Origin of the sequence: Arthrobacter sp. fls2-241-R2A-200, assembly GCF_030209745.1 — a bacterium.
GTDB lineage: Bacteria > Actinomycetota > Actinomycetes > Actinomycetales > Micrococcaceae > Arthrobacter.
On the sequence record NZ_JARVRJ010000009.1, the window covers coordinates 273616 to 294801 of the forward strand.

At 63.0% G+C, this 21186-nt stretch carries 20 protein-coding genes and 1 pseudogene; 11 read left to right on the forward strand and 10 right to left on the reverse strand.

Annotation, left to right across the window (positions count from 1 at the left end; translation table 11 throughout):
- Positions 1-4: 4 nt before the first annotated feature.
- The 5 genes from QRN42_RS11260 to QRN42_RS11280 all read left to right on the forward strand — a co-directional run bounded on the left by QRN42_RS11260 (position 5) and on the right by QRN42_RS11280 (position 4284).
- Positions 5-1030 carry a LacI family DNA-binding transcriptional regulator gene (locus QRN42_RS11260; RefSeq protein ID WP_284979254.1) on the forward strand — a complete coding sequence of 342 codons (1026 nt, stop codon included), beginning with the start codon at positions 5-7 and terminating at the stop codon, positions 1028-1030.
- Positions 1031-1093: 63 nt separating this feature from the next.
- Positions 1094-1915, forward strand: a complete 822-nt coding sequence (nadE, locus tag QRN42_RS11265) for an NAD(+) synthase (protein ID WP_284979255.1) — start codon at positions 1094-1096, stop codon at positions 1913-1915.
- A gap of 174 nt (positions 1916-2089) precedes the next feature.
- Positions 2090-2755 (forward strand): PadR family transcriptional regulator, encoded by a 666-nt coding sequence (locus tag QRN42_RS11270; protein ID WP_284979256.1) that lies wholly within the window; start codon positions 2090-2092, stop codon positions 2753-2755.
- Positions 2756-2841: 86 nt separating this feature from the next.
- Positions 2842-3600 (forward strand): MerR family transcriptional regulator, encoded by a 759-nt coding sequence (locus tag QRN42_RS11275; RefSeq protein ID WP_284979257.1) that lies wholly within the window; start codon positions 2842-2844, stop codon positions 3598-3600.
- Between the two features lie 237 nt (positions 3601-3837).
- A complete protein-coding gene (locus QRN42_RS11280; RefSeq protein WP_284979258.1) occupies positions 3838-4284 on the forward strand; it encodes a winged helix DNA-binding protein in 447 nt (148 codons plus the stop codon).
- Here QRN42_RS11280 and QRN42_RS11285 read toward each other — a convergent pair.
- Positions 4270-5487: an acyl-CoA dehydrogenase family protein gene (locus QRN42_RS11285; RefSeq protein WP_284979259.1), complete on the reverse strand. Its 1218-nt coding sequence runs from the start codon at positions 5485-5487 to the stop codon at positions 4270-4272. The genes QRN42_RS11280 and QRN42_RS11285 overlap by 15 nt on opposite strands.
- A gap of 128 nt (positions 5488-5615) precedes the next feature.
- Between QRN42_RS11285 and QRN42_RS11290 the strand changes: the two genes are divergently transcribed.
- Positions 5616-7334, forward strand: coding sequence for an AMP-binding protein (locus QRN42_RS11290; RefSeq protein WP_284979260.1), 1719 nt, complete (start codon positions 5616-5618; stop codon positions 7332-7334).
- 23 nt (positions 7335-7357) lie between these two features.
- Positions 7358-7867, forward strand: coding sequence for a MarR family winged helix-turn-helix transcriptional regulator (locus QRN42_RS11295; protein WP_284975794.1), 510 nt, complete (start codon positions 7358-7360; stop codon positions 7865-7867).
- Between the two features lie 87 nt (positions 7868-7954).
- On the opposite strand, the gene QRN42_RS11300 is transcribed toward QRN42_RS11295, so the two are convergent.
- The 8 genes and pseudogenes from QRN42_RS11300 to QRN42_RS11335 all read right to left on the reverse strand — a co-directional run bounded on the left by QRN42_RS11300 (position 7955) and on the right by QRN42_RS11335 (position 15548).
- A complete protein-coding gene (locus QRN42_RS11300) occupies positions 7955-8242 on the reverse strand; it encodes a DUF4190 domain-containing protein (protein WP_284979261.1) in 288 nt (95 codons plus the stop codon).
- 67 nt (positions 8243-8309) lie between these two features.
- Positions 8310-9089 (reverse strand): enoyl-CoA hydratase, encoded by a 780-nt coding sequence (locus QRN42_RS11305; protein ID WP_284979262.1) that lies wholly within the window; start codon positions 9087-9089, stop codon positions 8310-8312.
- Positions 9090-9156: 67 nt separating this feature from the next.
- Positions 9157-10200 (reverse strand): 3-hydroxyisobutyrate dehydrogenase, encoded by a 1044-nt coding sequence (gene mmsB / locus QRN42_RS11310; RefSeq protein WP_502869496.1) that lies wholly within the window; start codon positions 10198-10200, stop codon positions 9157-9159.
- A pseudogene (locus QRN42_RS11315) lies at positions 10110-11165 on the reverse strand (enoyl-CoA hydratase/isomerase family protein); the annotation flags it as partial. The pseudogene QRN42_RS11315 and the gene mmsB, both read right to left, overlap by 91 nt.
- A complete protein-coding gene (locus QRN42_RS11320; RefSeq protein ID WP_284979264.1) occupies positions 11165-12664 on the reverse strand; it encodes a CoA-acylating methylmalonate-semialdehyde dehydrogenase in 1500 nt (499 codons plus the stop codon). The pseudogene QRN42_RS11315 and the gene QRN42_RS11320, both read right to left, overlap by 1 nt.
- Before the next feature lie 194 nt (positions 12665-12858).
- Positions 12859-14250, reverse strand: a complete 1392-nt coding sequence (locus QRN42_RS11325) for a cryptochrome/photolyase family protein (protein ID WP_284979265.1) — start codon at positions 14248-14250, stop codon at positions 12859-12861.
- A gap of 95 nt (positions 14251-14345) precedes the next feature.
- A complete protein-coding gene (locus tag QRN42_RS11330; protein WP_284975800.1) occupies positions 14346-14690 on the reverse strand; it encodes a hypothetical protein in 345 nt (114 codons plus the stop codon).
- Positions 14691-14861: 171 nt separating this feature from the next.
- Entirely contained in the window at positions 14862-15548 is a 687-nt protein-coding gene (locus QRN42_RS11335) for a fasciclin domain-containing protein (protein WP_284979266.1), read from the reverse strand.
- Between the two features lie 241 nt (positions 15549-15789).
- Between QRN42_RS11335 and QRN42_RS11340 the strand changes: the two genes are divergently transcribed.
- Positions 15790-17523, forward strand: a complete 1734-nt coding sequence (locus QRN42_RS11340; RefSeq protein WP_284979267.1) for a cytochrome c biogenesis protein DipZ — start codon at positions 15790-15792, stop codon at positions 17521-17523.
- A 4-nt stretch (positions 17524-17527) separates the two neighbouring features.
- Here QRN42_RS11340 and QRN42_RS11345 read toward each other — a convergent pair whose 3' ends face one another.
- A complete protein-coding gene (locus tag QRN42_RS11345) occupies positions 17528-18292 on the reverse strand; it encodes an IclR family transcriptional regulator (protein ID WP_284979268.1) in 765 nt (254 codons plus the stop codon).
- Positions 18293-18464: 172 nt separating this feature from the next.
- On the opposite strand from QRN42_RS11345, the gene QRN42_RS11350 reads away from it, so the two are divergent.
- The 3 genes from QRN42_RS11350 to QRN42_RS11360 are packed head-to-tail and all read left to right on the forward strand — an operon-like array spanning position 18465 to position 21141.
- Complete coding sequence (locus QRN42_RS11350; protein ID WP_284979269.1) at positions 18465-19181, forward strand: CoA transferase subunit A; 717 nt, start codon at positions 18465-18467, stop codon at positions 19179-19181.
- Between the two features lie 32 nt (positions 19182-19213).
- Positions 19214-19930 carry a CoA transferase subunit B gene (locus QRN42_RS11355; RefSeq protein ID WP_284979270.1) on the forward strand — a complete coding sequence of 239 codons (717 nt, stop codon included), beginning with the start codon at positions 19214-19216 and terminating at the stop codon, positions 19928-19930.
- Positions 19927-21141 carry an acetyl-CoA acetyltransferase gene (locus QRN42_RS11360; RefSeq protein ID WP_284979271.1) on the forward strand — a complete coding sequence of 405 codons (1215 nt, stop codon included), beginning with the start codon at positions 19927-19929 and terminating at the stop codon, positions 21139-21141. The genes QRN42_RS11355 and QRN42_RS11360 overlap by 4 nt, the downstream gene beginning before the upstream one ends.
- The last annotated feature ends 45 nt before the right edge of the window (positions 21142-21186 follow it).

Below are 21186 nucleotides of genomic sequence, written 5' to 3' on the forward strand. Positions count from 1 at the left end.
CACCATGGCAGATGCACCAACGCGGCACACCGGAACAGCACCAACCATTCGCGACGTCGCTGCGCTCGCCGGCGTGGCCACCTCCACCGTGTCCCGGGCACTGTCCAACCCGGACCGCGTCAATCGCGTGACGCGCGAACGGATCGAGAAGATCGCTGCGGAGCTGAATTACGTTCCGAGCTCGCAGGCCCGGGGGCTGAGTTCGGGGCGTACCAATGCCATCGCCCTGCTGGTCCCCGACGTCACGAATCCGTTCTATTTCGACATCATCCGAGGCACGCAGAACCAACTCAAGGCCGCCGGCTATACCCAGTTGTTGGTGGACACTGAAGAATCCGCGGAGATGGAAGCCGACACCCTGCGCAAGATGCAGCGAACAGCTGACGGGTTCATTCTCGCCGCGTCCCGCCTTTCGGACGCCACGTTGGCCGAGGCTGCAGCCAACCAGGCAATCGTGACCATCAACCGCTCCTCTTCCTACGCCCCGACGGTCATGATCGACACGCCAGGAGCCGTGATCCAGGCGCTCGAACACCTCACCTCGTTGGGCCATTCCAGGATTTGCTACGTGGGCGGACCGTCGTCGTCATGGTCCAATGCCAAACGGTGGAAAACGTTCGACGACGAGACCCGGGACCGCGGGCTCACCACGTCCCGCGTGGGCCCGTTCGCCCCCAAGATGACGTCCGGTGCCGCCGCGGCTGACGCTGCTGTCCGTACTGGGGCCACCGCATGCATCGTCTTCAACGACCTGCTGGCCATCGGGATGCTGCAGCGGCTCCGCGAGCGCGGCATCCGCGTTCCCGAAGACATGAGCATCGTTGGCTGTGACGACATTTTCGGGGCAGACTTTTGCAACCCGCCCTTGACCACCATGGCCTCGCCCATCGAACAGGCCGGACGCGTTGCGGTGTCCATGCTGCTGGCACAGTTGGGTCCCCTGCGTTCGGCCTCGAGTCGGCGCTTGGCGGTCATGCCCACCCACCTGACCGTGCGCGGATCGACAGGTTCGGCTCCCCAGCAGGGCTGACGTCCACGAGACTTCACGCAATATGGTTGAGCGGCATGGACCGCGCTGGCTAGTGTGGAACACATGCGCGAACTCCAGGCAAAGATCATTGAGGAAATGGGCGTCCAGCCCCGGATCGATCCTGCGGAGGAGGTCCGCAAGCGGGTCGCCTTCTTGAAGGACTATCTGAAAGCAACGGGAACCAAGGGTTTCGTCTTGGGCATCTCGGGCGGGATCGACTCGACACTGGCAGGGCGCTTGTGCCAACTTGCGGTCGAAGAGCTCGAGGCCGACGGCGTCGAGGCCAACTTTGTCGCCGTCCGCCTCCCCTACGGCGTCCAGCATGATGAAGACGACGCCCAGGCCGCGCTTGACTTCATCAACGCCAAGACCGAATGGACCTTCAACATCGCCCCGGCGGTGGACGGCTTTGAGGATGAGTTCCAGAAGACCACCGGCGCCGCCATCTCCGATTTCCACAAGGGCAACACCAAGGCACGGGCGCGCATGACTGCCCAGTATGCCCTTGCCGGCGAGCACAACTACTTGGTGGTCGGCACCGACCACGGCGCGGAATCGGTGACCGGTTTCTTCACCAAATACGGCGACGGCGGTGCGGACATCCTGCCGCTGTTCGGTTTGAACAAGCGCCAGAACCGCATAGTTCTTGCCGAGCTGGGCGCTCCCGCGCGGGTTTGGCAAAAGGTCCCCACCGCCGACCTCCTCGACGACAGGCCGGGCCGGACCGACGAGGACGAACTCGGCATCAGCTACGACCAGATTGATGACTACCTGGAGGGCCGCGAGGTCCCGGAGGAGGTTGCCGAGGGCCTGGAGCAGAAGTACCTCCGGACGCGCCACAAGCGGACTGTTCCGGTCACGATCTTTGATACGTGGTGGCAATAGCCTTTACGTCCAACAGCAACCCCCGACGGCGGGTGCCGGCTCCTCAGGAAGCCGGCACCCGCCGTCGTCGTTTAAACGCTCCTGCACCTCTTGACGGTTCGATAGTCACCGATATATCGTTAACTATCGCCGATACTCCTTCGGCGGCACAACAACCGAAAGGACGATGCTGCTATGAAAGGCATCAATGACAACGAAAACAACCTCCCCGGGTACGGCCCCGGGAACCATGAACACGGCGACCACCACGGACACGGACGCGGTCGCTTCAACCAAGGCAGGGGCCGCCGCGGACCCGGCGGGCACGGCGGCGGAGGCTTCGGGCCCGGATTTGGACCCGGATTTGGACCCGGACCCGGCGGATTTGGCGGATTCGGACCGCGCGGCTTTGGACCCGGCGGCCCACGTCGCGCCAATCGAGGGGACGTGCGCGCGGCGATTCTTTCACTGCTTGCCGAGTCGCCGTCGAACGGTTACGGCCTGATCAAAACCATCGCCGAGAAGACCTCCGGCGCATGGCGGCCCAGCCCGGGCTCCGTCTATCCGACGCTCCAGCAACTGGTGGATGAAGAGCTCATTGTGGCCGTCGGAGAAGGGCGCCGCACGGAATTCACCCTCACGGACGACGGCCGCGCTTATGTTGCCGAGCATGAGGAAGAGCTGGCCAACGCCTGGAACACGGAAGCGGACTCCACCGGTCAGGCCTTCCACCAGAGCGTTGGCAAGCTCATGGGAGTCATCCACCAATTCCGCGGCTCTGCCACCGAGGAACAGCGTCAGGCTGCCATAGCGAAGCTCGACGAGACCCGTCGCGCGCTGTACCTGATCCTCGCTGACTGACGGTTTGCGAACCCTGCCAAAAACACCTTGACCTTGACGTTGCGTCAACCCCTAGAGTCGAAGGTACAGGCAGGACGGAGGCATGGATGGACTGGTCCATTCAGGAAATCGCCAAGATGGCGGGTACCACCAGCCGGACGTTGCGCCACTACGACGACGTCGGGCTACTGAAGCCAAGCCGGATCGGACACAACGGCTACCGCTACTACGACGGTCCGGCGTTGGTGCAGCTTCAGCGTATTTTGCTGCTCCGGGAACTGGGGCTTGGGCTGACGGCCATCGCCGAGGTCCTTCGCCGCGAGACAGACACCGCGAAGGCCCTCACGGGCCACCTTGTCTGGCTACGCCAGGAGCAAGAGCGGCTGACGCGGCAGATCGCCTCCGTCCAGCAGACCATCGAATCGTTGAAAGGGGATGGAAAGTACATGGCAAAGGACATGTTTGACGGCTTTGACCACACGCAATACAAGGACGAGGTGGAGCAGCGCTGGGGCAAGGACGCTTATGCCGCCAGCGACACCTGGTGGCGGAGCATGAGTCCCGAGGACAAGCAGCAGTGGCAGGAGCGCGTCCGTGCACTGGGTGCGGATTGGATCTCCGCATCGAAGTCCGGCACTGCTCCTGACAGCCAAGAGGCCCAGGACCTTGCGCGCAGGCATGTCGAGTGGCTTACGGGGATTCCAGGCACGCCGACGGCGGCTCCCGGCGGTGATGTAAAGGGGTACCTCACCGGACTCGGTGAAATGTACGTCGCCGATCCGCGGTTCGCCGCGAATTACGGCGGAGAGGTCGGGGCCGCATTTGTCAGGGATGCCTTGCGCGTTTATGCCGATAAGAACCTCTAACGCCTCCACCTGCGGGAACCTTCAAGAAACAGTCCAAAGTGCTTTGGACTGTTTCTTGTATTTCGGAGCAATAAAGGCGATCAAGATAATTTCATATCTCGAATACTAGAATTTCCACTGCGACTTACTGTTGGCGAATCCGCACCAACATGCCTACGCTGTAGATCATCAGGTTACTTAGCTTTTGCCCCTTGGTCCACCGGCCCGTACTCGCTGCCGACGACGGGACGGTTGCATATGCCTGATGCGCAACAGTGGGGTACAGCCCGCTTGCTCTCCGCGGCGGCCCGGTTGGTCGAGCAGCGGTGGGAAGAAGAGTTACGAGCCCTTGGCCTGACATTTCCGGCAGTGGTCGCCCTGGACGCACTGGTAGCCGCGGGGCCCGTCACCCAGGACGAACTGGCCACGATCATGCGGGCCCAGCCGCAAACCCTGGGCCCGCTGCTGCTACGGCTCGAGCTCAGGGGTTGCATCAACCGCCGGCGCAGGCGGACCAGCCGGCACAACCAAACAGTGTCCATCACCGCAACGGGCACGGCCCTGCTCCAACAAGCCCACGCCTTGGAACGGGGAATCTTGGAAGGTGTGACCCAGGACGTTGACGCGTTCCGGGATGAGCTCCGGGCCATTATCAGCGAAGCGGCACAACGCCCCGCCAGCAGGGGTGGCCTAAACGAACGCTGACTTCCCCGTTACCGCTCGCGCCACGATCATCGAGTTGATCTCATAGCTGCCCTCGTACGTGTACAGGATCTCCGCGTCACCGAAAAGCTTGCCCATCTCATAGTCGGTGGTGATCCCATTGCCCCCCAGCAAAGACCGGCCCATCGCCACCGAAGAGCGGGCCAGCCTGGTGGTGGTGGCCTTGCACATGGCGGCCTGTACCATCTCGAGCTTTCCCGCCTGTTGGATCCGCGCGAGCTCCACCATCATGGACAGGGAAGCGTTCGCGTTGCCCAAGATGTCCGCCAGCTGCTGTTGGACAAGCTGGAAGCGGGCAAGCTCCTTCCCGAACTGCTTGCGGTCCAGGGCGTACGAGCGTGCGATGTCAAAGGCAGCCAACTGGATACCGGCAGCTTGCCACCCCACCCAGGCACGGGAATCCCGCAGCAGATCGTTGGCACGTGAAAATGCGGTGGCTCCCGGCAGGAGGTTCGACAGAGGAATGCGCACCTCATCCAAGGTGATGTCCGCATTCTGCATGATGCGCAGGCCGATCTTGTTGGAGATCTTCGTGGCCTTATACCCGGCGCGTTCGGTCTCCACGATGAAGCCTTTGATGCCGCCGTCGGCTTCATCACGCGCCCAAACCAGAGCCAAGTCGGCGATGGTGCCGGCCCCGATCCATCGCTTGGCGCCGTTGATGACCCATTCATCGCCGTCGCGCCGTGCCGTCGTCGAGAGTCCTCCGGCGATGTCCGAGCCGTGGTCCGGTTCCGTCAACGCAAAGGCACCCAACTGGGTGAACGCTTCAAGTCCTGGCAGCCAGCGGCGTTTCTGTTCGTCGGAGCCGAGCTCATGAATCATGCCAACGATGAGCTCGTTGTGGATGCCCACCAAGGCTGACAGAGAGACGTCGGCGCGCGCGATTTCGGTGTACATGAGGCCCTTGAACAGCTTTGAGGAGCCGTCGGTCTGGAGCCTGCCGAGGCCATACTTGGCCATGTCCGCCAACAGACCCGTGGGAAACTCTTCCCGGTTCCAGTAGTCGATACTGGCCGCGCGGATCCTTGTTTGCAGGAACTCCCTGATCTCGAAGTACCTGGCCCGCTCCTCGGTGGGGAGCAGATCCACTACGTGCATGAGGTCCGCCTCCGGATAAGGAGGCTGGGCGCGTTCTTGGGCGGCGCCGTCGGTAACCGGGCCGGCCGCTTGTTCTTGGAGCATTACTCCCCTTCGTCATGTCCACGGAGGCTCTTCCAAACCCTTGGATGTCCTAGTATATTGCAAGGTGATATGGATCACTAGACGGGATTGGCCGGCAATGGTGCCGAAGCCCCAGCGAAAGGCAGACTATGACAGTCACAGATGACTTCCGTACGGCCCGAGATCGCCTGCTCGAGCTGCGCGAAGACTACAAGCAGGCGCACGCCGAATTCGAATGGCCACGTTTCCAGGAGTTCAATTTCGCCCTCGACTGGTTCGACCAGATCGCCGCGGAGCCGCAGAAGGCGGACAAACCCGCGCTGGTCATCGTGGAACAGGACGGCAGCTCCACGCGCCGCTCGTACAAGGAACTCTCCGAAAGGTCATCGCAGCTGGCCAACTGGCTGAGGAACCAAGGCGTGAAGCGCGGCGACCACATGATCATCATGCTCGGCAACCAAGTGGAACTCTGGGAACTCATGCTCGCCGGGATCAAATTGGGAATCGTAATGATCCCCACCACCACGCTCATGGGCGCCCGCGACCTGCAGGACCGGGTGGAACGGGGCGGGGCCCACTGGGTAGCGGTCGGCAGCGCCAACATCGGCAAGTTCGCCGCCGTCGAGGGGTCCTACACGCTGATCGAGGTGGGTTCCGAGCCCGCCAACACCGAGGCGTTGCAGTACGCAGATTCGTACGACGCCGGGACGGACTTCACCCCCGACGGCCCCACCCGAGGGGATGAGACCCTGCTGCTCTACTTCACCTCGGGCACAACCTCGCGGGCCAAGCTCGTGGAGCACACCCACACCTCGTACCCGGTGGGCCATTTGTCCACCATGTACTGGATTGGCCTGGAGCCCGGCGACGTGCATCTCAACGTCGCATCACCTGGCTGGGCCAAGCATGCCTGGTCCAATGTGTTCACGCCGTGGATCGCAGAGGCGTGCGTCTTCATCTACAACTATGAACGCTTTGACGCAGCTGCCCTGATGGACCAGATGGGCCGCGAAGGAGTCACGAGCTTCTGCGCTCCCCCCACCGTGTGGCGCATGCTGATCCAAGCCGACCTCAAGCAGCTCGCCACCCCGCCGCGCAAGGTCGTTTCCGCCGGTGAGCCACTGAACGCCGAGGTCATCGGGCAAGTCGAGGACGCTTGGGGGGTCACCATCCGCGATGGTTTCGGACAGACCGAATCCACGGTCCAGATCGCCAACACTCCTGCCCAAACCGTGAAGATCGGTTCCATGGGGCGCCCACTGCCCGGTTACGACGTCGTCCTGGTAGACCCGGCCACCGGGCAAGAAGCCGACGACGGCGAACTCTGCTTGCGCTTGGATCCCCGGCCCGTGGGGCTCATGAAAGGATACTTCGGCGACGAAGCGAAAACGGCCGACGCCTTCCGCAACGGCTACTACCACACCGGAGACATGGCCAGCCGCGATGCCGACGGCGTGATCACCTATGTGGGCCGGGATGACGACGTCTTCAAATCTTCCGATTACCGCCTGTCCCCGTTCGAACTCGAAAGCGTCCTGATCGAGCACCCCGCCGTGGCAGAAGCGGCGGTGGTCCCATCGCCGGATGCCGTGAAGTTGTCAGTGCCCAAGGCGTTCGTGGTCCTGGCTGCCGGGTACGAGCCAGGCCCGGCGGTAGCCGAAGACATCCTGAGGTATTGCCGCACCCACCTGGCACCATTCAAGCGGATACGTCGGCTCGAATTCGGCGAACTACCCAAGACCATTTCAGGCAAGATCAGGCGGGTTGAACTGCGCGGAACAGAGGTTGCCCGGCACGGCAACGGACCTCTTCCCGCGGGCTTGGGAGTGGAATATACAGAGGAAGAGTTCCCGAATCTGAGAGACTAGGCATCCAACAACCAAGGAGGCCCATGGGCACCCCGCTTCCCCGCGACCCGATCGCCGACGCCCAGCGCAACTGGGAACGGCATGGATGGGGCGATGTTGCCGCGCCCATGGCGGCCATCACCGCGATCATGCGTACGCAACAGATCCTGCTCGCGCGGATCGAAACTGTCCTCAAGCCGTTCGGGCTGACCTTCGCGAGGTACGAACTCCTGGCGTTGCTGAGCTTCGCACGCAGTGGTGCGCTGCCCATGAATAAGGCCAGCGCGCTCCTGCAGGTCCATCCCACCTCGGTGACCAACGCCGTCGACCGCTTGGAACGGGCTGCCTTGGTGAGCCGTTCGCCGCACCCGACGGACGGGCGGACCACGCTGATCGAACTCACCCCCGAGGGCCGCAGCCTGGCCAAGAAGGCGACGGCGGCGTTGAACGCGGAAGTTTTCGGGCAGTCCGGATTCGGGCCCGACGACGTCGATCACCTCATCCGCGTCCTCGGCACCTTCCGCAGGGACGCCGGAGACTTCGCGGAAGAGTAGCAGGACTCCTTACCGCGAGGGGTTAGCTCTCGGCACAAAGCGAGCTCGTAAATGCCGAGAGCTAACCCCTCGACGCGCGGTGAGGGGTTAGGAGGTCATCGCGAAGATCAACGCTGAGACCAACGAGGCAAGCCCGATCCCATAGCCAACCACCAGGGCGCCGATGGCAAAGCCGCGGCCGCGTTCCTGGCGCTGCTGGATCTGGTTCAGCGCAACGTGGCCCGCACCCACGGCGAAGACAGCGATGATCGCCATGCCCGCGAAGAACAGCCCGGCCAAGGCCAGCACCGCGATGGCAGCAGCGACCATTGCTTGGCGGTTCACCGGCTGGGCCACGATGTTGGATTGCCCGGTTTGAACGATCTCCGTTGACATGTCTCTCCCCATTCGTCAGTGCCCCGAGTCTAGCCCGAGGCACGGGCAATACACGTCAACCCGCGCGTCAGCGGTGTTTGAACTCGGGCTGGCGTTTCTCGGTGAACGCGGCCATGCCTTCCTTCTGGTCCTCTGTGGCGAACAATGAGTGGAATACCCTGCGTTCGAACACGACGCCCTGGCTCAGCGACAACTCGAAAGCAGCGTTGACCGCTTCCTTGGCCACCATCGCAACCGGCTTGGACTTGGAGGCGATAACCTCGGCGGCTTTGAGTGCCTCCTCCACCACGTCCTCGGCGGGAACAACCCTGGACACAAGGCCGGAACGCTCGGCTTCCTCGGCATCCATGAAACGCCCGGTCAGCACCATGTCCATCGCCTTGGCCTTGCCCACGGCACGGGTAAGCCGCTGCGAGCCTCCCATACCGGGAATCACGCCAAGATTGATTTCCGGCTGGCCGAACTTGGCGTTGTCCCCGGCAATGATGAAATCGGCCATCATGGCGAGCTCGCATCCGCCACCCAGGGCAAACCCGGACACCGCTGCGATCACGGGGATGCGGAGCCTGGTGAGGTCTTCCCAGTGCCGGAACCAGTCCGCGGCATACATCTCCATGTAGGTCTTGGAGGACATCTCTTTGATGTCCGCACCGGCCGCGAACGCCTTGGCAGAGCCCGTGATCACCACGGCGCCCACGTCCGGATCGGTGTCCATCTCTTTCACTGCGGAGACCAGCTCATTCATCAGTTCCGTGTTCAGCGCATTCAAGGCTGACGGCCGGTTCAAGGTCACCAAGCCCACGCGATCCCTGCGTTCGACCATTATGTTCCGGTACTGCTCAGCCATGCTCTCCCTCTCGACCATTTCTCACGTACACGAACTGCCCACTACACGAAATGCTAAGTACAAGCTCTCACACAGACTTATCGCGGATCTCGGTGATGATGCCGGAAAAGTCCCTGCCGGCGCCGTCGCCCGACGCGAAGTCGTCATATATACGCGAGGCGAGCGGCCCCATCTGCGCGGCAACACCCGTGCTTTCCAGCGCATTCAACGCGAGGCGCAGGTCCTTGGCCATCAATGCCCCCGCAAAGCCGGGCTGGTAGTCACGGTTTGCCGGGCTCGTGGGAACAGGGCCGGGAACCGGACAGTTGGTGGTGAGCGCCCAGCATTGACCGGACGCGTTGGATGCGACGTCGAACAATGCCTGATGGGTGAGCCCGAGTTTCTCGCCGAGGACGAAAGCCTCGGCAACGGCGATCATGGATACGCCCAAAATCATGTTGTTACAGACCTTCGCGGCCTGCCCGGCGCCGTGGTCACCGCAGTGGACGATCCTCTTGCCCATGAGCTCAAGGATGGGCCGCACGGTCTCAAAGTCTTCAGGCAGCGCACCCACCATGAAGGTCAGAGTGCCCGCCTCAGCCCCCACCACACCCCCGGAAACGGGTGCATCCACCGAGCGGTGTCCGGCGTCCAGCGCAATGGCCGCCGCTTCCCGGGCCTCGTCCACGTTGATGGTGGAACAGTCCAGGAACAGCGTGTTTGCTGCGGCAACGCTCAACAGCCCGGGGCCGTCCACGCCGCGGTAGGCATCCAACACATGCTTGCCGCTGGGCAACATGGTCAGGACGATGGCTGCGCCGGCAACAGCTTCAGCGGGGGAAGAAACCATGGGGATGCCGTGTGCAGTCGCTGCTTCAACTGCCGCCGGGACCGGATCATAGCCAACGACGTCGTGACCGGCCTTGATGAGGTTGGCAGCCATGGGCCCACCCATGTGGCCGAGCCCCAGGAAAGCGATGAGTCCCGTTGAGGATGCGTTCTCTGTCATGTCGTCTCCTTTGACTTGCTGCTGATGGCGGACTCGTGAAGCCCAAGTTCCCGTTCGCCGAGCGGCGCGAAGTAGCCCTCGACGTCGGACGCCTGCACCTCGGCGAGCGTGGCTGGTTTCCAGCGTGGATTGCGGTCCTTGTCCACCACTTGGGCGCGGATACCCTCGCGGAAGTCCGGCCCTGCCAAGCACCGCAGGCCCACGCGGTATTCCTGGTCAAGCGCCTCCTCGAGCGAGAGCCCCCGAACGCGTCGCAACGACTCCAAGGTGACCTTCACCGACGTCGGCGACTTCGCTTCGATAGTGTCTGCGGCAGCAGCAGCCTCACCGCCCAGCGAGCGCAGGCTTCGCACAACGTCCTCTGCGGCGTCGTGCGCGTAGGCAGGGTCGATCCACTCTTGCTGCACTGCCAGTGCCGAGTCCGGCGCCGCTTGGGCATAGCGCTCGACGGCGGCCTCCGCCTTCGAGCTTTCCAGCGCTTCTGCCAGTGCGGGCAGGCTTTCGGACGGCACGAAGTGGTCCGCGAGCCCGAGGAACAGGGCATCCGCCCCGGTCAGGTGGGCGCCGGTCAACGCAGCGTGCGTTCCTGTTTCGCCCGGCGCACGGGACAGTAACAGCGTGCCGCCTACGTCCGGGACAAAGCCGATAGTGGTTTCCGGCATGCCCGTTCGCGTCCGCTCGGTGACGATGCGAACTGAGCCGTGGGCTGAAATGCCGACGCCCCCACCAAGGACCAGCCCGTCCATGAAGGCGACGTAAGGCTTGGGGAACCGCGATATGAGGGAGTTCAAGCGATACTCCTCTGCCCAGAACCCGGCAGTCTCGGCCCCGCCGTGCAGCATGTCTTTGTAGATAGCGACGATGTCCCCACCTGCGCACAGCCCCCGGTCTCCGGCGCCGCGGACCAAAACCGTGGCGACGTCGTCGTCGTCGGCCCAGGCGCTGAGCTGCTGGAACATGGCTTTGACCATGCCTAAGTTGAGCGCATTGACGGCCTTGGGGCGGTTGAGCGTCACCACGCCCAGGTGTCCGCGCCGCTCAAACTGAACGTCCGCGGTTTGCACGATCCCGGTGTCCAGTGCCTCCATCAGCTGCCTGCCGGCATCACGAAGCTGGCCCCTTGGCGGATGCCGGAAGGCCACCGCGACGTCACGGTCTTGGTCTTGGTGTAGAAGCGGAAAGCGTCGGCCCCGTGCTGGTTGAGATCGCCGAAACCGGAGGCCTTCCAGCCGCCGAACGTGTAGTACGCGATAGGTACGGGGATTGGGACGTTGATACCCACCATGCCTACTTGGACGCGGCTCGCGAAGTCGCGGGCCGAGTCGCCGTCGCGCGTGAAAATGGCGACGCCGTTGCCAAACTCGTGCTCGTTGCAGAGCCTGAGTGCCTCGTCGTAATCGGCCGCGCGCAACACGCTGAGGACGGGTCCGAAGATTTCTTCTTTGTAGATCTTCATGTCGCTGGTGACGTTGTCGAACAGCGTGGGACCAACCCAGAATCCGCCCTCATAGCCGTCCACGGTGAGGCCGCGCCCGTCGGTCACCAGCGTTGCCCCTTCGTCCACGCCGGACTGGATGTAGCCCTCGATCCTTTCCTTCGCGGAGGCCGCCACGACTGGCCCGAAGTCCGAATCCTTGGCCAGGCTGTGGCCCACTTTCAGGTCCTTCACGCGCTCGCTCAGCTTAGCCACCAGGGCATCTGCCGTTTCCTGCCCCACCGGCACGGCCACGGAGATGGCCATGCAGCGCTCCCCTGCGGATCCGTATCCGGCACCGATCAGGGCGTCGGCGGCCATGTCGAGATCGGCGTCGGGCATGATCACCATGTGGTTCTTCGCCCCGCCGAAGCATTGCGCGCGCTTGCCGTGAGCGGCGGCGGTGGCGTAGATGTACTGGGCGATCGGCGTGGAGCCCACGAAGCCAACGGCCTGCACGCGTGGGTCTTCAAGCAGCGCATCCACGGCTTCCTTATCGCCGTTGACCACGTTGAAGACACCGTTCGGCACACCGGCTTCGCTGTAGAGTTCGGCCAGGCGGAGCGGAACCGAGGGGTCCCGTTCGGAGGGCTTGAGGATGAAGGAGTTGCCTGCGGCAAGCGCGGGGCCAGACTTCCAGAGCGGGATCATGGCCGGGAAATTGAAGGGCGTAATGCCTGCAACGACGCCCAGTGGCTGGCGGAGGGAATGCACGTCGATCCCCGTGCCGGCGTTGTCCGAGAACTCACCTTTGAGCAGGTGCGGGGCGCCGGCGGAGAACTCCACCACCTCGACGCCGCGCTGGATATCGCCCTTGGCGTCCGCGAACGTCTTGCCATGTTCGGAGGACAGGAGTGTGGCAAGTTCGTCCATGTTCTCGTTGACCAGGTCCACGAACTTGAGCAGGATCCGTCCCCGGCGCTGCGGGTTCATGGCCGCCCATTCGAGCTGGCCTTTCTCGGCATTGGCGACGGCGTTGCGCACCTCATCGGCGCTGGCCAACGGAACCCGCGCCTGGACTTCGCCCGTGCAGGGATCGTAAACGTCACTGAAGCGACCGGACGTGCCGTCGATCCTCTGGCCATCTATGTAGTGGGAAAGTTCGCGCACCATGGTGGAAATGCTCCTTTGCATCGTGAATGACTACCGTTCCGCCGGCTGCTGGGGCCGGCGAGGAACACGTGACCAACTGTGATCCAGGTCATCTCTGAAACCGAATATACTCGGACTTCCTACTAATTTCCAGAGGGGGTCCAAGGAGCGTTCGCGGCTGGCTGCCCCGGCGCCCCACCCAGGCGAAGAGTTCGCTAGTGGACTTCCCTCATGCCCTTGTATGCCTCCAAGGCCTCGGCCCGGGTGGTCTTGAGGTCCACGATTCCTTCCGGGTAGTCCGGAGTGCCGAACTCGGGGATCCAGTGGGCGATGTACTTGCCTTGGGGGTCGAACTTGGTCCGCTGCCCCTCCGGGTTGAAGATCCGGAAGAACGGGGAGGCGTCCGCCCCGGAGCCGGCCACCCACTGCCAGTTGGCCGGGTTGGACGCCGGGTCCGCGTCAACAAGGGTGTCCCAGAACCATTGCTCGCCGAGTTGCCAGTGGATGCCGAGGTTTTTCACCAGGAAGCTGGCCGCGACCATGCGTACACGGTTGTGCATCCAGCCTGTGGCCCAGAGTTGCCGCTGGCCTGCGTCAACCAAAGGGAATCCAGTGATTCCTTTTTTCCAGGCGCGGAACTCCCGGGGGGCGCCATCGTGGCCGGGTTCGCGCCCGTTACTGCCGTCACTGCCCGGCCACGCCCACGGGAAACGGTCAAACTCCGGGCGGAGGTTCGCCGTGGCAAGCTGCGGGTTGTGGAAGTACTGGTGCCAGCAGAACTCGCGCCACCCCAGCTCCGAAGCGAAGATGCTGCTGCTCTCGGACCGCTTTTCCCCAAGCGCGTGCCACACTTCGTAAGGGCTGAGCTCACCCCATCTCAGGTACGGGGAAAGGCCGCTGCTGCCGTCAGTGTCCGGACGGTTACGGCCCTCGCTGTAATTGGAAAGACCCTCCGACACGAAGCGGGCAAGGCGTTTGTGGCCCGCGGCAGCCCCAGGCGTCCACGCTTGCGCCAACTCTCCTGCCCAGTCCGGCTTTGTGGGCAGCAGTGACCAGGACTCCAAGTCATCACTTTCAGCCATGGCACCTGCGTAGCCGTGGCCGGCTTCAGGCACGGGCAGCGGCTCCCGAAAATCCTGCGCCGAAACGGTACGCCAGAAAGGCGTGAAGACCTTGTACTGACCCCCCGTTTTGGTGGTCACGTTCCACGGCTCGTGAAGCAGTGAGGCCTGGAAACTCGAGACGTGAAGTCCGGCCTCGCGCGCCCAAGCCTTGATGCCGGCGTCGACCGTTCGCTCCGCCGCGCCGTACCGCCGGTTCCAGTAGAGTGCGCCGGCGCCGGGCGTCGTCGTCAATTCTTGGACAACCTCAAACGCCCGGCCGCGACGCAACACCAGCGGGATGCCCAGTTTGTCCAACTCGGCGCGGAGCGCCAACAAGGAATGGTGCAGCCACCAGCGCGACGCACCACCATGGGGGCGAAGGCCCGCTGATTCCTCGTCAAGGACGTAAAGCGCGACGGCGGCGCCGTCGTCCACTGCGGCACGGAGCGCGGGGTTGTCAGCGACCCTGAGGTCGTCGCGGAACCAAACGATGGACGGCTTCATTTTTCCTTTCAGCGCAGGCATGGGAACAGCCCATGTCCCTAACGAATACTAGGGGCATGGGCTGTTGGTGAGATGTTGGGCGAAGCCGGTGGAGGTCAGGCGCTGAAAGCGATGGCTTCCTCGCCGATTTCCATCAGTACGGGAGCCGGAGCCGAGGCCGTTTCAGTCCACATGGGCACGTTGTTCACCACGTAGTCCCTTGCGGCAGGCCCCACCATGCTCATGCCGGGATAGATCCTGTGGCCGATTTCCTTGGCGGACTTGATGCCCTCGAGTTGAAGCGCGGTCTTGAAAGCTGAATCGGGAATCGGAACCTTGCGTTCCAGTACGCACCAGCTGATATACAAGCCGTAGAGGGTGTCGAAGTCCAGGCCTTTTTCGGTGTCGTCCTCGAACACCACGCTGTCACGGAGAAAACGGGCGATTTGGGTGTCGGTCATTGCGGTGGCCTCTTCTAAGAGAGAAGTACGGGCCGCCGGTCTGCATCAGCGAATGTCCTGTTTTTTCATGATATCCCAGTCCTGACCGGGAAACCAGATTAACTCTCGGTGGCCGAAAGTAATGCCCTCTACATCTAGGGTAAAGGGCGTCACTTTCAGCAATTGAGTTTTTTACTTGGGCATCAATACGGAGTCCACGAGGTAAACCGTTGCATTAGCCGTGTGGACGCCACCGCAAATAACATTGGCGCCATTTACAGTCAACGCATCTTTGGTGCCGGCCACCGTCACGTCCCCGCCTTGCACGGTCTTGTGTGTGCCCACCATCTGATCAGGCGTCAGCTGGCCGGGGATCACGTGGTAGGTGAGGATCTTGCTCAGCAAGGCGTCATCAGTCTTGAGCGTTGCGATGGTGGCGGGGTCGATCTTGGCGAACGCGGAGTCAACAGGCGCGATCACCGTGAACTCGCTGCCGTCCAAGGTGGATACCAGATCCACCTTCGGGTTCAGCTTCCCCGAGACTGCGGACGTCAGGGTCCTCAAGAGAGGGTTGTTGGAGGCGGCGACAGCTACCGGGTCCTGTGACATGCCCAGGACCGAGCCCGCACCACTGGGAACTTGCGCCGCGTAGCCTGCGCAGCCCGGCCCAACAAGGTCACGTGTAGGATCCATGGCCGCGCTGGCAGTAGCGGACATCGACGGCGACGCTGCCATGGACGATGATGCCGCAGATGAGGGCGCTGCGGCCGGAGTGGAGGCGGTGCTGGAGGTGCTCGAACCACCACACGCAGTAAGGCCGAGAAGGGCAGCTGCGGTGAGGCCGACGAAGGCGAGAGCGGGGCGCTTTGTGGACAACATGTCATTCTCCTTTTTTGTGGAACCAGGGCGTTGGTTCCGTTGGTTGGTGGGACCCGGGCCGCCGGCGGTTTGTTTGCCCGGCAGTTTGTGTCTCACCAGCTATTCGGAGGTCGGCACCAGCTGGATGGGTACTGATCGAAAAAGTTTTTCGACCAAGCCACACGGGCCTCGGCTCCGAACTGCTTGCAGATATCCGGAGCCGGCTTACGTTGCAGCCGCCCGGCAAACGTTGGGAGACGCAATGTTGCAACTAGCACTTATCGGCCTGCTGGGCGGATTGATCACGGGGATCTCCCCCTGCATCCTTCCTGTCCTTCCGGTCATCTTCTTATCCGGTGGCGTGCAGGGAGCGCGCCAAGGGCCCGTCGATCTTAAGGCTGAAGCCAAGCGCCGGCGCAAGGCGGGCTTGCGGCCCTACCTTGTCATCCTGGGGCTGGTGATCAGCTTCAGTGTTTTCACGTTGGTGGGCTCGTTCCTTCTGACGCTGGTGAACCTGCCACAGGACCTGGTGCGCTGGATTGGGCTAGTGGTGCTGGTGCTGATCGGCCTCGGGCTGATCTTTGAGCGCTTCCAGCACCTCCTGGAGAAGCCGTTCTCATGGGTACCGCAGCGCAGGGTAGGCACGGAAAATGGTGGGCTGGTGTTGGGGCTGGCCCTCGGCGTCGTCTATGTTCCCTGTGCAGGACCAGTGCTCGCCGCCATCGCGGTGGCTGGCGCAACCGGCCGGATCGGCACGGAAACCATCGTCCTCACGTTGACGTTCGCCTTGGGCGCCGCCTTGCCTCTGCTGGTGTTCGCCCTTGCCGGCCGCCGCGTAGCCGAAAGGGTCAAGACGTTCCGCAAGAACCAGCGCAAGATCCGCGTTGCAGGCGGCATCATGATGATCGCCCTGGCCATCGGGCTTGTCTTCAACCTGCCCCAACTACTCCAGAGGCTTGTCCCGGACTACACCTCCACGCTGCAGGCACAAGTCCAGGACAATGAAAGCGTCAAGAAAGCCTTGGATCTCGGCGGACTGGTCAATGACCAGAACAAGGACCTCGACAAATGCAGCAACGGCGGCACCGAACTGGAATCCTGCGGCACCGCACCGGATCTGAAGGGCATCCAGCAGTGGTTCAACACGCCCGGTAACCAACCGGTGAACTTGAAAGACCTGAAGGGCAAGGTAGTCCTGGTGGACTTCTGGGCCTACTCCTGCATCAACTGCCAGCGTTCGGTTCCGCACCTGACCGATTGGTACAGCGCCTACAAGGCCGCCGGACTGGAAATCGTCGGCGTGCACTCCCCCGAGTATGCCTTCGAGAAGGAACCCCACAACGTGATGGCCGGGGCACAGAACCTCGGGATCACCTATCCGGTGGGGATTGATAACAACCTCTCCACCTGGACCAACTACCGTAACCGCTACTGGCCCGCACACTACTTGATCGATTCCTCGGGTACCGTCCGGCAAATCCAATTCGGCGAGGGCGGCTACCAGACCACGGAGAAGCTCATCCGCGAATTGCTGCAGCAGGCCAACCCGTCGGCAACGCTTCCGGCCCCGACGGAGAAGTCCGACGCCGGCCCCGTCGCGGGAGCCACGACTCCCGAGACTTATTTTGGGACCACCAAGAAGGTCAATTACGGGGGCACCGAACCGTACAAGGCGGGCCCGGGCGTCTACACAGCACCGGCAGCCCAAGCGGCCGATAGCTACGCGCTCGCCGGGGGTTGGGATCTGGGCACGCAGTCCATTACGCCCACTGGCGATGGCTCATCCATAGCGTTGAAGTACCACGCCAAGCAGGTGTACATCGTGGTTAGCGGCCAGGGCACCTTGAACGTGATCCGGAATGGTAAGAGCACTCCGGTGGCAGTCTCCGGAACGCCCACGCTGTACAAGATCGTGGACGATTCCTCGAGCAGCGCTGGCAGTCTTCAAGTGCAGGTGCCAAAGGGTATCCAGGCGTACTCATTCACGTTCGGATAACCTCTCAGCTGCCCTGCAGCCTCGCCGTCATCCGGTGCGCTTCGGCCAGCAGGAGTTTGCCAAGGAACTCCTGCCGGTCGGGCCGGAAGCGCGGTTCGATGCCCGTCAAGGAAAGGGCCCACGCGGGTTCTCCGTGCTGGTCGAACACCGCCGCCCCCATGCCCCAGCTGCCTTCCAAAACCAGGCCCGGGTTGACGGAATAGCCTGTCAACCGGGTTCTTTCAAGGTTTTCACGCACAATGTCAGCGGGGTGCCCAGCGGCGAAGTCACCGGCATGGGCAGGCCATTGAGTGAGCAAAGCTTCCTGCTCTTCGAGAGGCATGAAGGCAAGGATCGCCGTTCCCGCGGACGCTACTCCCAACGGGAATCGCACTCCCTCGTGGAGCACGAAAGACCGCACCGGGAATGAACCTTCTTCCCGCAGAACGCACACGGTCTCGTTGCCTCGACGGATGGAAAAGAACGCGCTCTCCCCTGTTTCAGCGGCCAACCGGCGGAGCGATGGACGGGCGATCTCCTCCATCGGGAATCGGGCCGCCGCCACAGATCCGAGCAAGAAGATTTCCGAGCCCAAGGCCCACTTGCCGGTGGCGGAATTGTGTTCAAGCAGGCCCTCGGCTGCCAGTGATGACAGCAGCCGGTGCACGGTGGGGCGGGTTAACCCGGACTCGCGGACCAGGCCGGCCAGGGACGTCCCCTCAGGCTTGCGGCCCACCAACCTCAGCAGCAGGGCCACCCTGCCTACCACCTGCGCTCCCTGCACTGCCATGGCACCCTTTCCTAAATTTCATCCACATTATGGACACTCTTCAGTGTAGCGTCCACAGAGTGGGTGGATCAGCATGCGAACCGTTGACCCATCATCAGCCAAAACCTAGGCTCACATACAGACGGGCCAGGTCCACAAAGTGGATATGCCAACACTCAAAGGGGAGCTCAGAATGACAAAGATCCACACGAGCGCCGCCCTCGCGCTGCAGGACGTGATGGCAGACGGCTTGACCATCGCCGTCGGAGGTTTTGGTTTAAGTGGCATCCCGGCGGACCTGATTGACGCCGTGCGTGATTCAGGCGCCAAGGACCTCACCATCGTCTCCAACAACATGGGCGTGGATGGTAAGGGCCTCGGCGTGCTGATCGAGGCCGGTCAAGTGCGGAAGGTCATTGCGTCCTACGTGGGCGAAAACAAGCTGTTCGCCGAGCAGTACCTGGCCGGGAAACTTGAGGTCGAGTTCACGCCCCAAGGCACCCTCGCCGAGCGCCTCCGCGCTGGGGGCGCAGGTATCCCGGCCTTCTACACGCGCACGGGTGTGGGCACCTTAGTGGCCGAAGGCAAGCCCTTGGAAGAGTTCGACGGCGTGACGTACGTCCGCGAGCGCGCCATCACCGCCGACGTCGCACTCGTCCACGCGCATACTGCCGATACCGACGGCAACCTGATCTACCGCTACACGGCCCGGAACTTCAACCCGGTAGTGGCCACGGCCGGTGCCGTGACCATCGCCGAGGCTGAGGTCATCGTGGCGCCGGGCGAGTTGGATCCAAACCACATCGTCACCCCCGGCGTCTATGTCCAGCGTCTGGTCCAGGCCACAGACCGGGTGAAGGACATCGAACAACGGACCGTCCGGCCGCGGCCGGTGCACGCAACGGTCTAAGCACTTCACGGTCTAAGCAAGGAGCACACACCATGGCATGGACGCGAGACCAGATGGCCGCGATCGCAGCTGAAGAGCTGACCGACGGCGACTACGTCAACCTCGGCATCGGCATCCCCACGTTGGTGGCCAACAACCTGCCCGACGACGTGCGGGTGGTCCTGCAGAGCGAGAACGGCTTGCTCGGCATGGGCCCTTTCCCCTACGACGGCGAGGAAGACGCCGACCTTATCAACGCGGGCAAGCAAACCGTCACCATCACCCCCGGCGGCAGCATCTTCGACTCCGCCACGTCTTTTGGAATGATCCGGGGCGGACATGTAAAAGTTGCCATCCTCGGCGCAATGCAGGTCTCCGGCAGCGGCGACCTCGCCAACTGGACCATCCCGGGGAAGATGGTCAAGGGCATGGGCGGGGCCATGGACCTGGTGGCTGGCACTCCGCGCGTGGTGGTCCTCACCGAACACAACGCCAAAGACGGAACGGCGAAGATCGTCACGGAATGCACCCTGCCGCTCACCGGACTCAAGTGCGTTGATCGGATCATCACCGACCTCGCCGTTTTCGACATCGTTCCGGAACAGGCTGCCCCTGGCGCAGAACCGCACGACGGCGGCACCGCCCTCGTGCTGACCCGGCTCGCCCCCGGCGTCACTGTTGAAGAGATCCGCAGCAAGACGGAGGCTGAATTCACCGTCGCGCTGGAAGTCGGCACGGAAGAAAGCACCCTCGAAGGAGTACGCGCATGAGCCTCCATGACCAGTTCGGCAAAGATGTCCTTCTCACGGGATGGGGCCACAGCAAATTCGGCAAACTGACCGATGACACCCTGGAATCGTTGATCGTGCAGGTAGCCGGGGAAGCGATACGCAACTCGGGCCTGGACCCGAAGGACATCGACGAGATCTACCTCGGCCAGTTCAACTCAGGGATGCAGCCACTGGGCTTCACCTCCTCCCTGGCACTTCAGCTGTCCGAAGACCTCGCCAACGTCCCGGCAACACGCACGGAGAATGCCTGCGCCTCCGGGTCGGCCGCTTTCCAGCAAGGCGTCAAGGCCCTCCTCGCCGGGACCGCACGGAACGTCCTGGTGATCGGTGCCGAGAAAATGACCGACGCCGGTGCGGACGTCGTGGGGGCGGCACTACTGGGTGCTTCCTACGAAATGGCGGGCAAGGCCTCCACCACCGGCTTCACCGGCCTCTTCGCTGAGGTGGCCAAGCACTACGACAAGCGGTATGGCTCCAAGATCGCGGCCCCTGGATTTGAAGCCGGCCTCGGTGATGTCCTCGGTTCCATTGCCGCCAAGAACCACCACAACGGCATGGCCAACCCGTACGCCCAGATGCATCGGGACTTCGGTGAAGAGTTCTGCCGCACCATTTCCGAGAAGAACCCCATGGTGGCCGAACCGTTGCGCCGCACGGACTGCTCGCCAGTCTCGGACGGGGCTGCCGCCGTCGTGATTTCAACGACGGCAACCGGAGGCACCACCGCGCCGGTGCGCCTTGCTGGATTCGGACATGCGAACGACTTTTTCCCCGCGGAGAAACGGGATCCCACGGAATTCGCTGCCACCCGGGCCTCCTGGGAGCGGGCATTCCGCATGGCTGGCGTCGGCGTCGGGGACCTCGACTTCGCGGAGGTCCACGACTGTTTCACCATCGCCGAGTTGGTTATGTACGAAGCCATGGGCCTGACGCCGCGGGGTGAAGGTGCACGGGCTATCCAGGAGGGCTGGGTGTACAAGGATGGAAAACTGCCCGTCAACATCTCAGGCGGGCTGAAGGCAAAGGGCCACCCTGTGGGCGCCACCGGCGTATCGCAGCACGTCATCGCCGCCATGCAACTGTCCGGTACCGCCGGCGATATGCAACTGCCCAACGCCCGGCGCGGAGCCGTGCAAAACATGGGCGGAGTGGGTATCGCCAACTACGTCAGCGTCCTTGAGGCCCTCTAGTACCCAACTGTTTCGAATAGGCGGACGGTTGGCTACGCTGACGGT

Excerpts from the sequence above, each read along its gene's own strand:
- QRN42_RS11350 (WP_284979269.1), top strand. The coding sequence starts at position 18,465 with ATGACAAAGATCCACACGAGCGCCGCCCTCGCGCTGCAGGACGTGATG.
- QRN42_RS11260 (WP_284979254.1), top strand. The coding sequence starts at position 5 with ATGGCAGATGCACCAACGCGGCACACCGGAACAGCACCAACCATTCGC.
- QRN42_RS11295 (WP_284975794.1), top strand. The coding sequence starts at position 7,358 with ATGGGCACCCCGCTTCCCCGCGACCCGATCGCCGACGCCCAGCGCAAC.
- QRN42_RS11340 (WP_284979267.1), top strand. The coding sequence starts at position 15,790 with ATGTTGCAACTAGCACTTATCGGCCTGCTGGGCGGATTGATCACGGGG.
- QRN42_RS11360 (WP_284979271.1), top strand. The coding sequence starts at position 19,927 with ATGAGCCTCCATGACCAGTTCGGCAAAGATGTCCTTCTCACGGGATGG.
- QRN42_RS11330 (WP_284975800.1), bottom strand. The coding sequence starts at position 14,690 with ATGACCGACACCCAAATCGCCCGTTTTCTCCGTGACAGCGTGGTGTTC.
- QRN42_RS11275 (WP_284979257.1), top strand. The coding sequence starts at position 2,842 with ATGGACTGGTCCATTCAGGAAATCGCCAAGATGGCGGGTACCACCAGC.
- QRN42_RS11355 (WP_284979270.1), top strand. The coding sequence starts at position 19,214 with ATGGCATGGACGCGAGACCAGATGGCCGCGATCGCAGCTGAAGAGCTG.
- QRN42_RS11270 (WP_284979256.1), top strand. The coding sequence starts at position 2,090 with ATGAAAGGCATCAATGACAACGAAAACAACCTCCCCGGGTACGGCCCC.
- QRN42_RS11325 (WP_284979265.1), bottom strand. The coding sequence starts at position 14,250 with ATGAAGCCGTCCATCGTTTGGTTCCGCGACGACCTCAGGGTCGCTGAC.
- QRN42_RS11320 (WP_284979264.1), bottom strand. The coding sequence starts at position 12,664 with ATGGTGCGCGAACTTTCCCACTACATAGATGGCCAGAGGATCGACGGC.
- QRN42_RS11285 (WP_284979259.1), bottom strand. The coding sequence starts at position 5,487 with ATGCTCCAAGAACAAGCGGCCGGCCCGGTTACCGACGGCGCCGCCCAA.
- QRN42_RS11300 (WP_284979261.1), bottom strand. The coding sequence starts at position 8,242 with ATGTCAACGGAGATCGTTCAAACCGGGCAATCCAACATCGTGGCCCAG.
- QRN42_RS11280 (WP_284979258.1), top strand. The coding sequence starts at position 3,838 with ATGCCTGATGCGCAACAGTGGGGTACAGCCCGCTTGCTCTCCGCGGCG.
- QRN42_RS11335 (WP_284979266.1), bottom strand. The coding sequence starts at position 15,548 with ATGTTGTCCACAAAGCGCCCCGCTCTCGCCTTCGTCGGCCTCACCGCA.
- nadE (WP_284979255.1), top strand. The coding sequence starts at position 1,094 with ATGCGCGAACTCCAGGCAAAGATCATTGAGGAAATGGGCGTCCAGCCC.
- QRN42_RS11290 (WP_284979260.1), top strand. The coding sequence starts at position 5,616 with ATGACAGTCACAGATGACTTCCGTACGGCCCGAGATCGCCTGCTCGAG.
- QRN42_RS11305 (WP_284979262.1), bottom strand. The coding sequence starts at position 9,089 with ATGGCTGAGCAGTACCGGAACATAATGGTCGAACGCAGGGATCGCGTG.
- QRN42_RS11345 (WP_284979268.1), bottom strand. The coding sequence starts at position 18,292 with ATGGCAGTGCAGGGAGCGCAGGTGGTAGGCAGGGTGGCCCTGCTGCTG.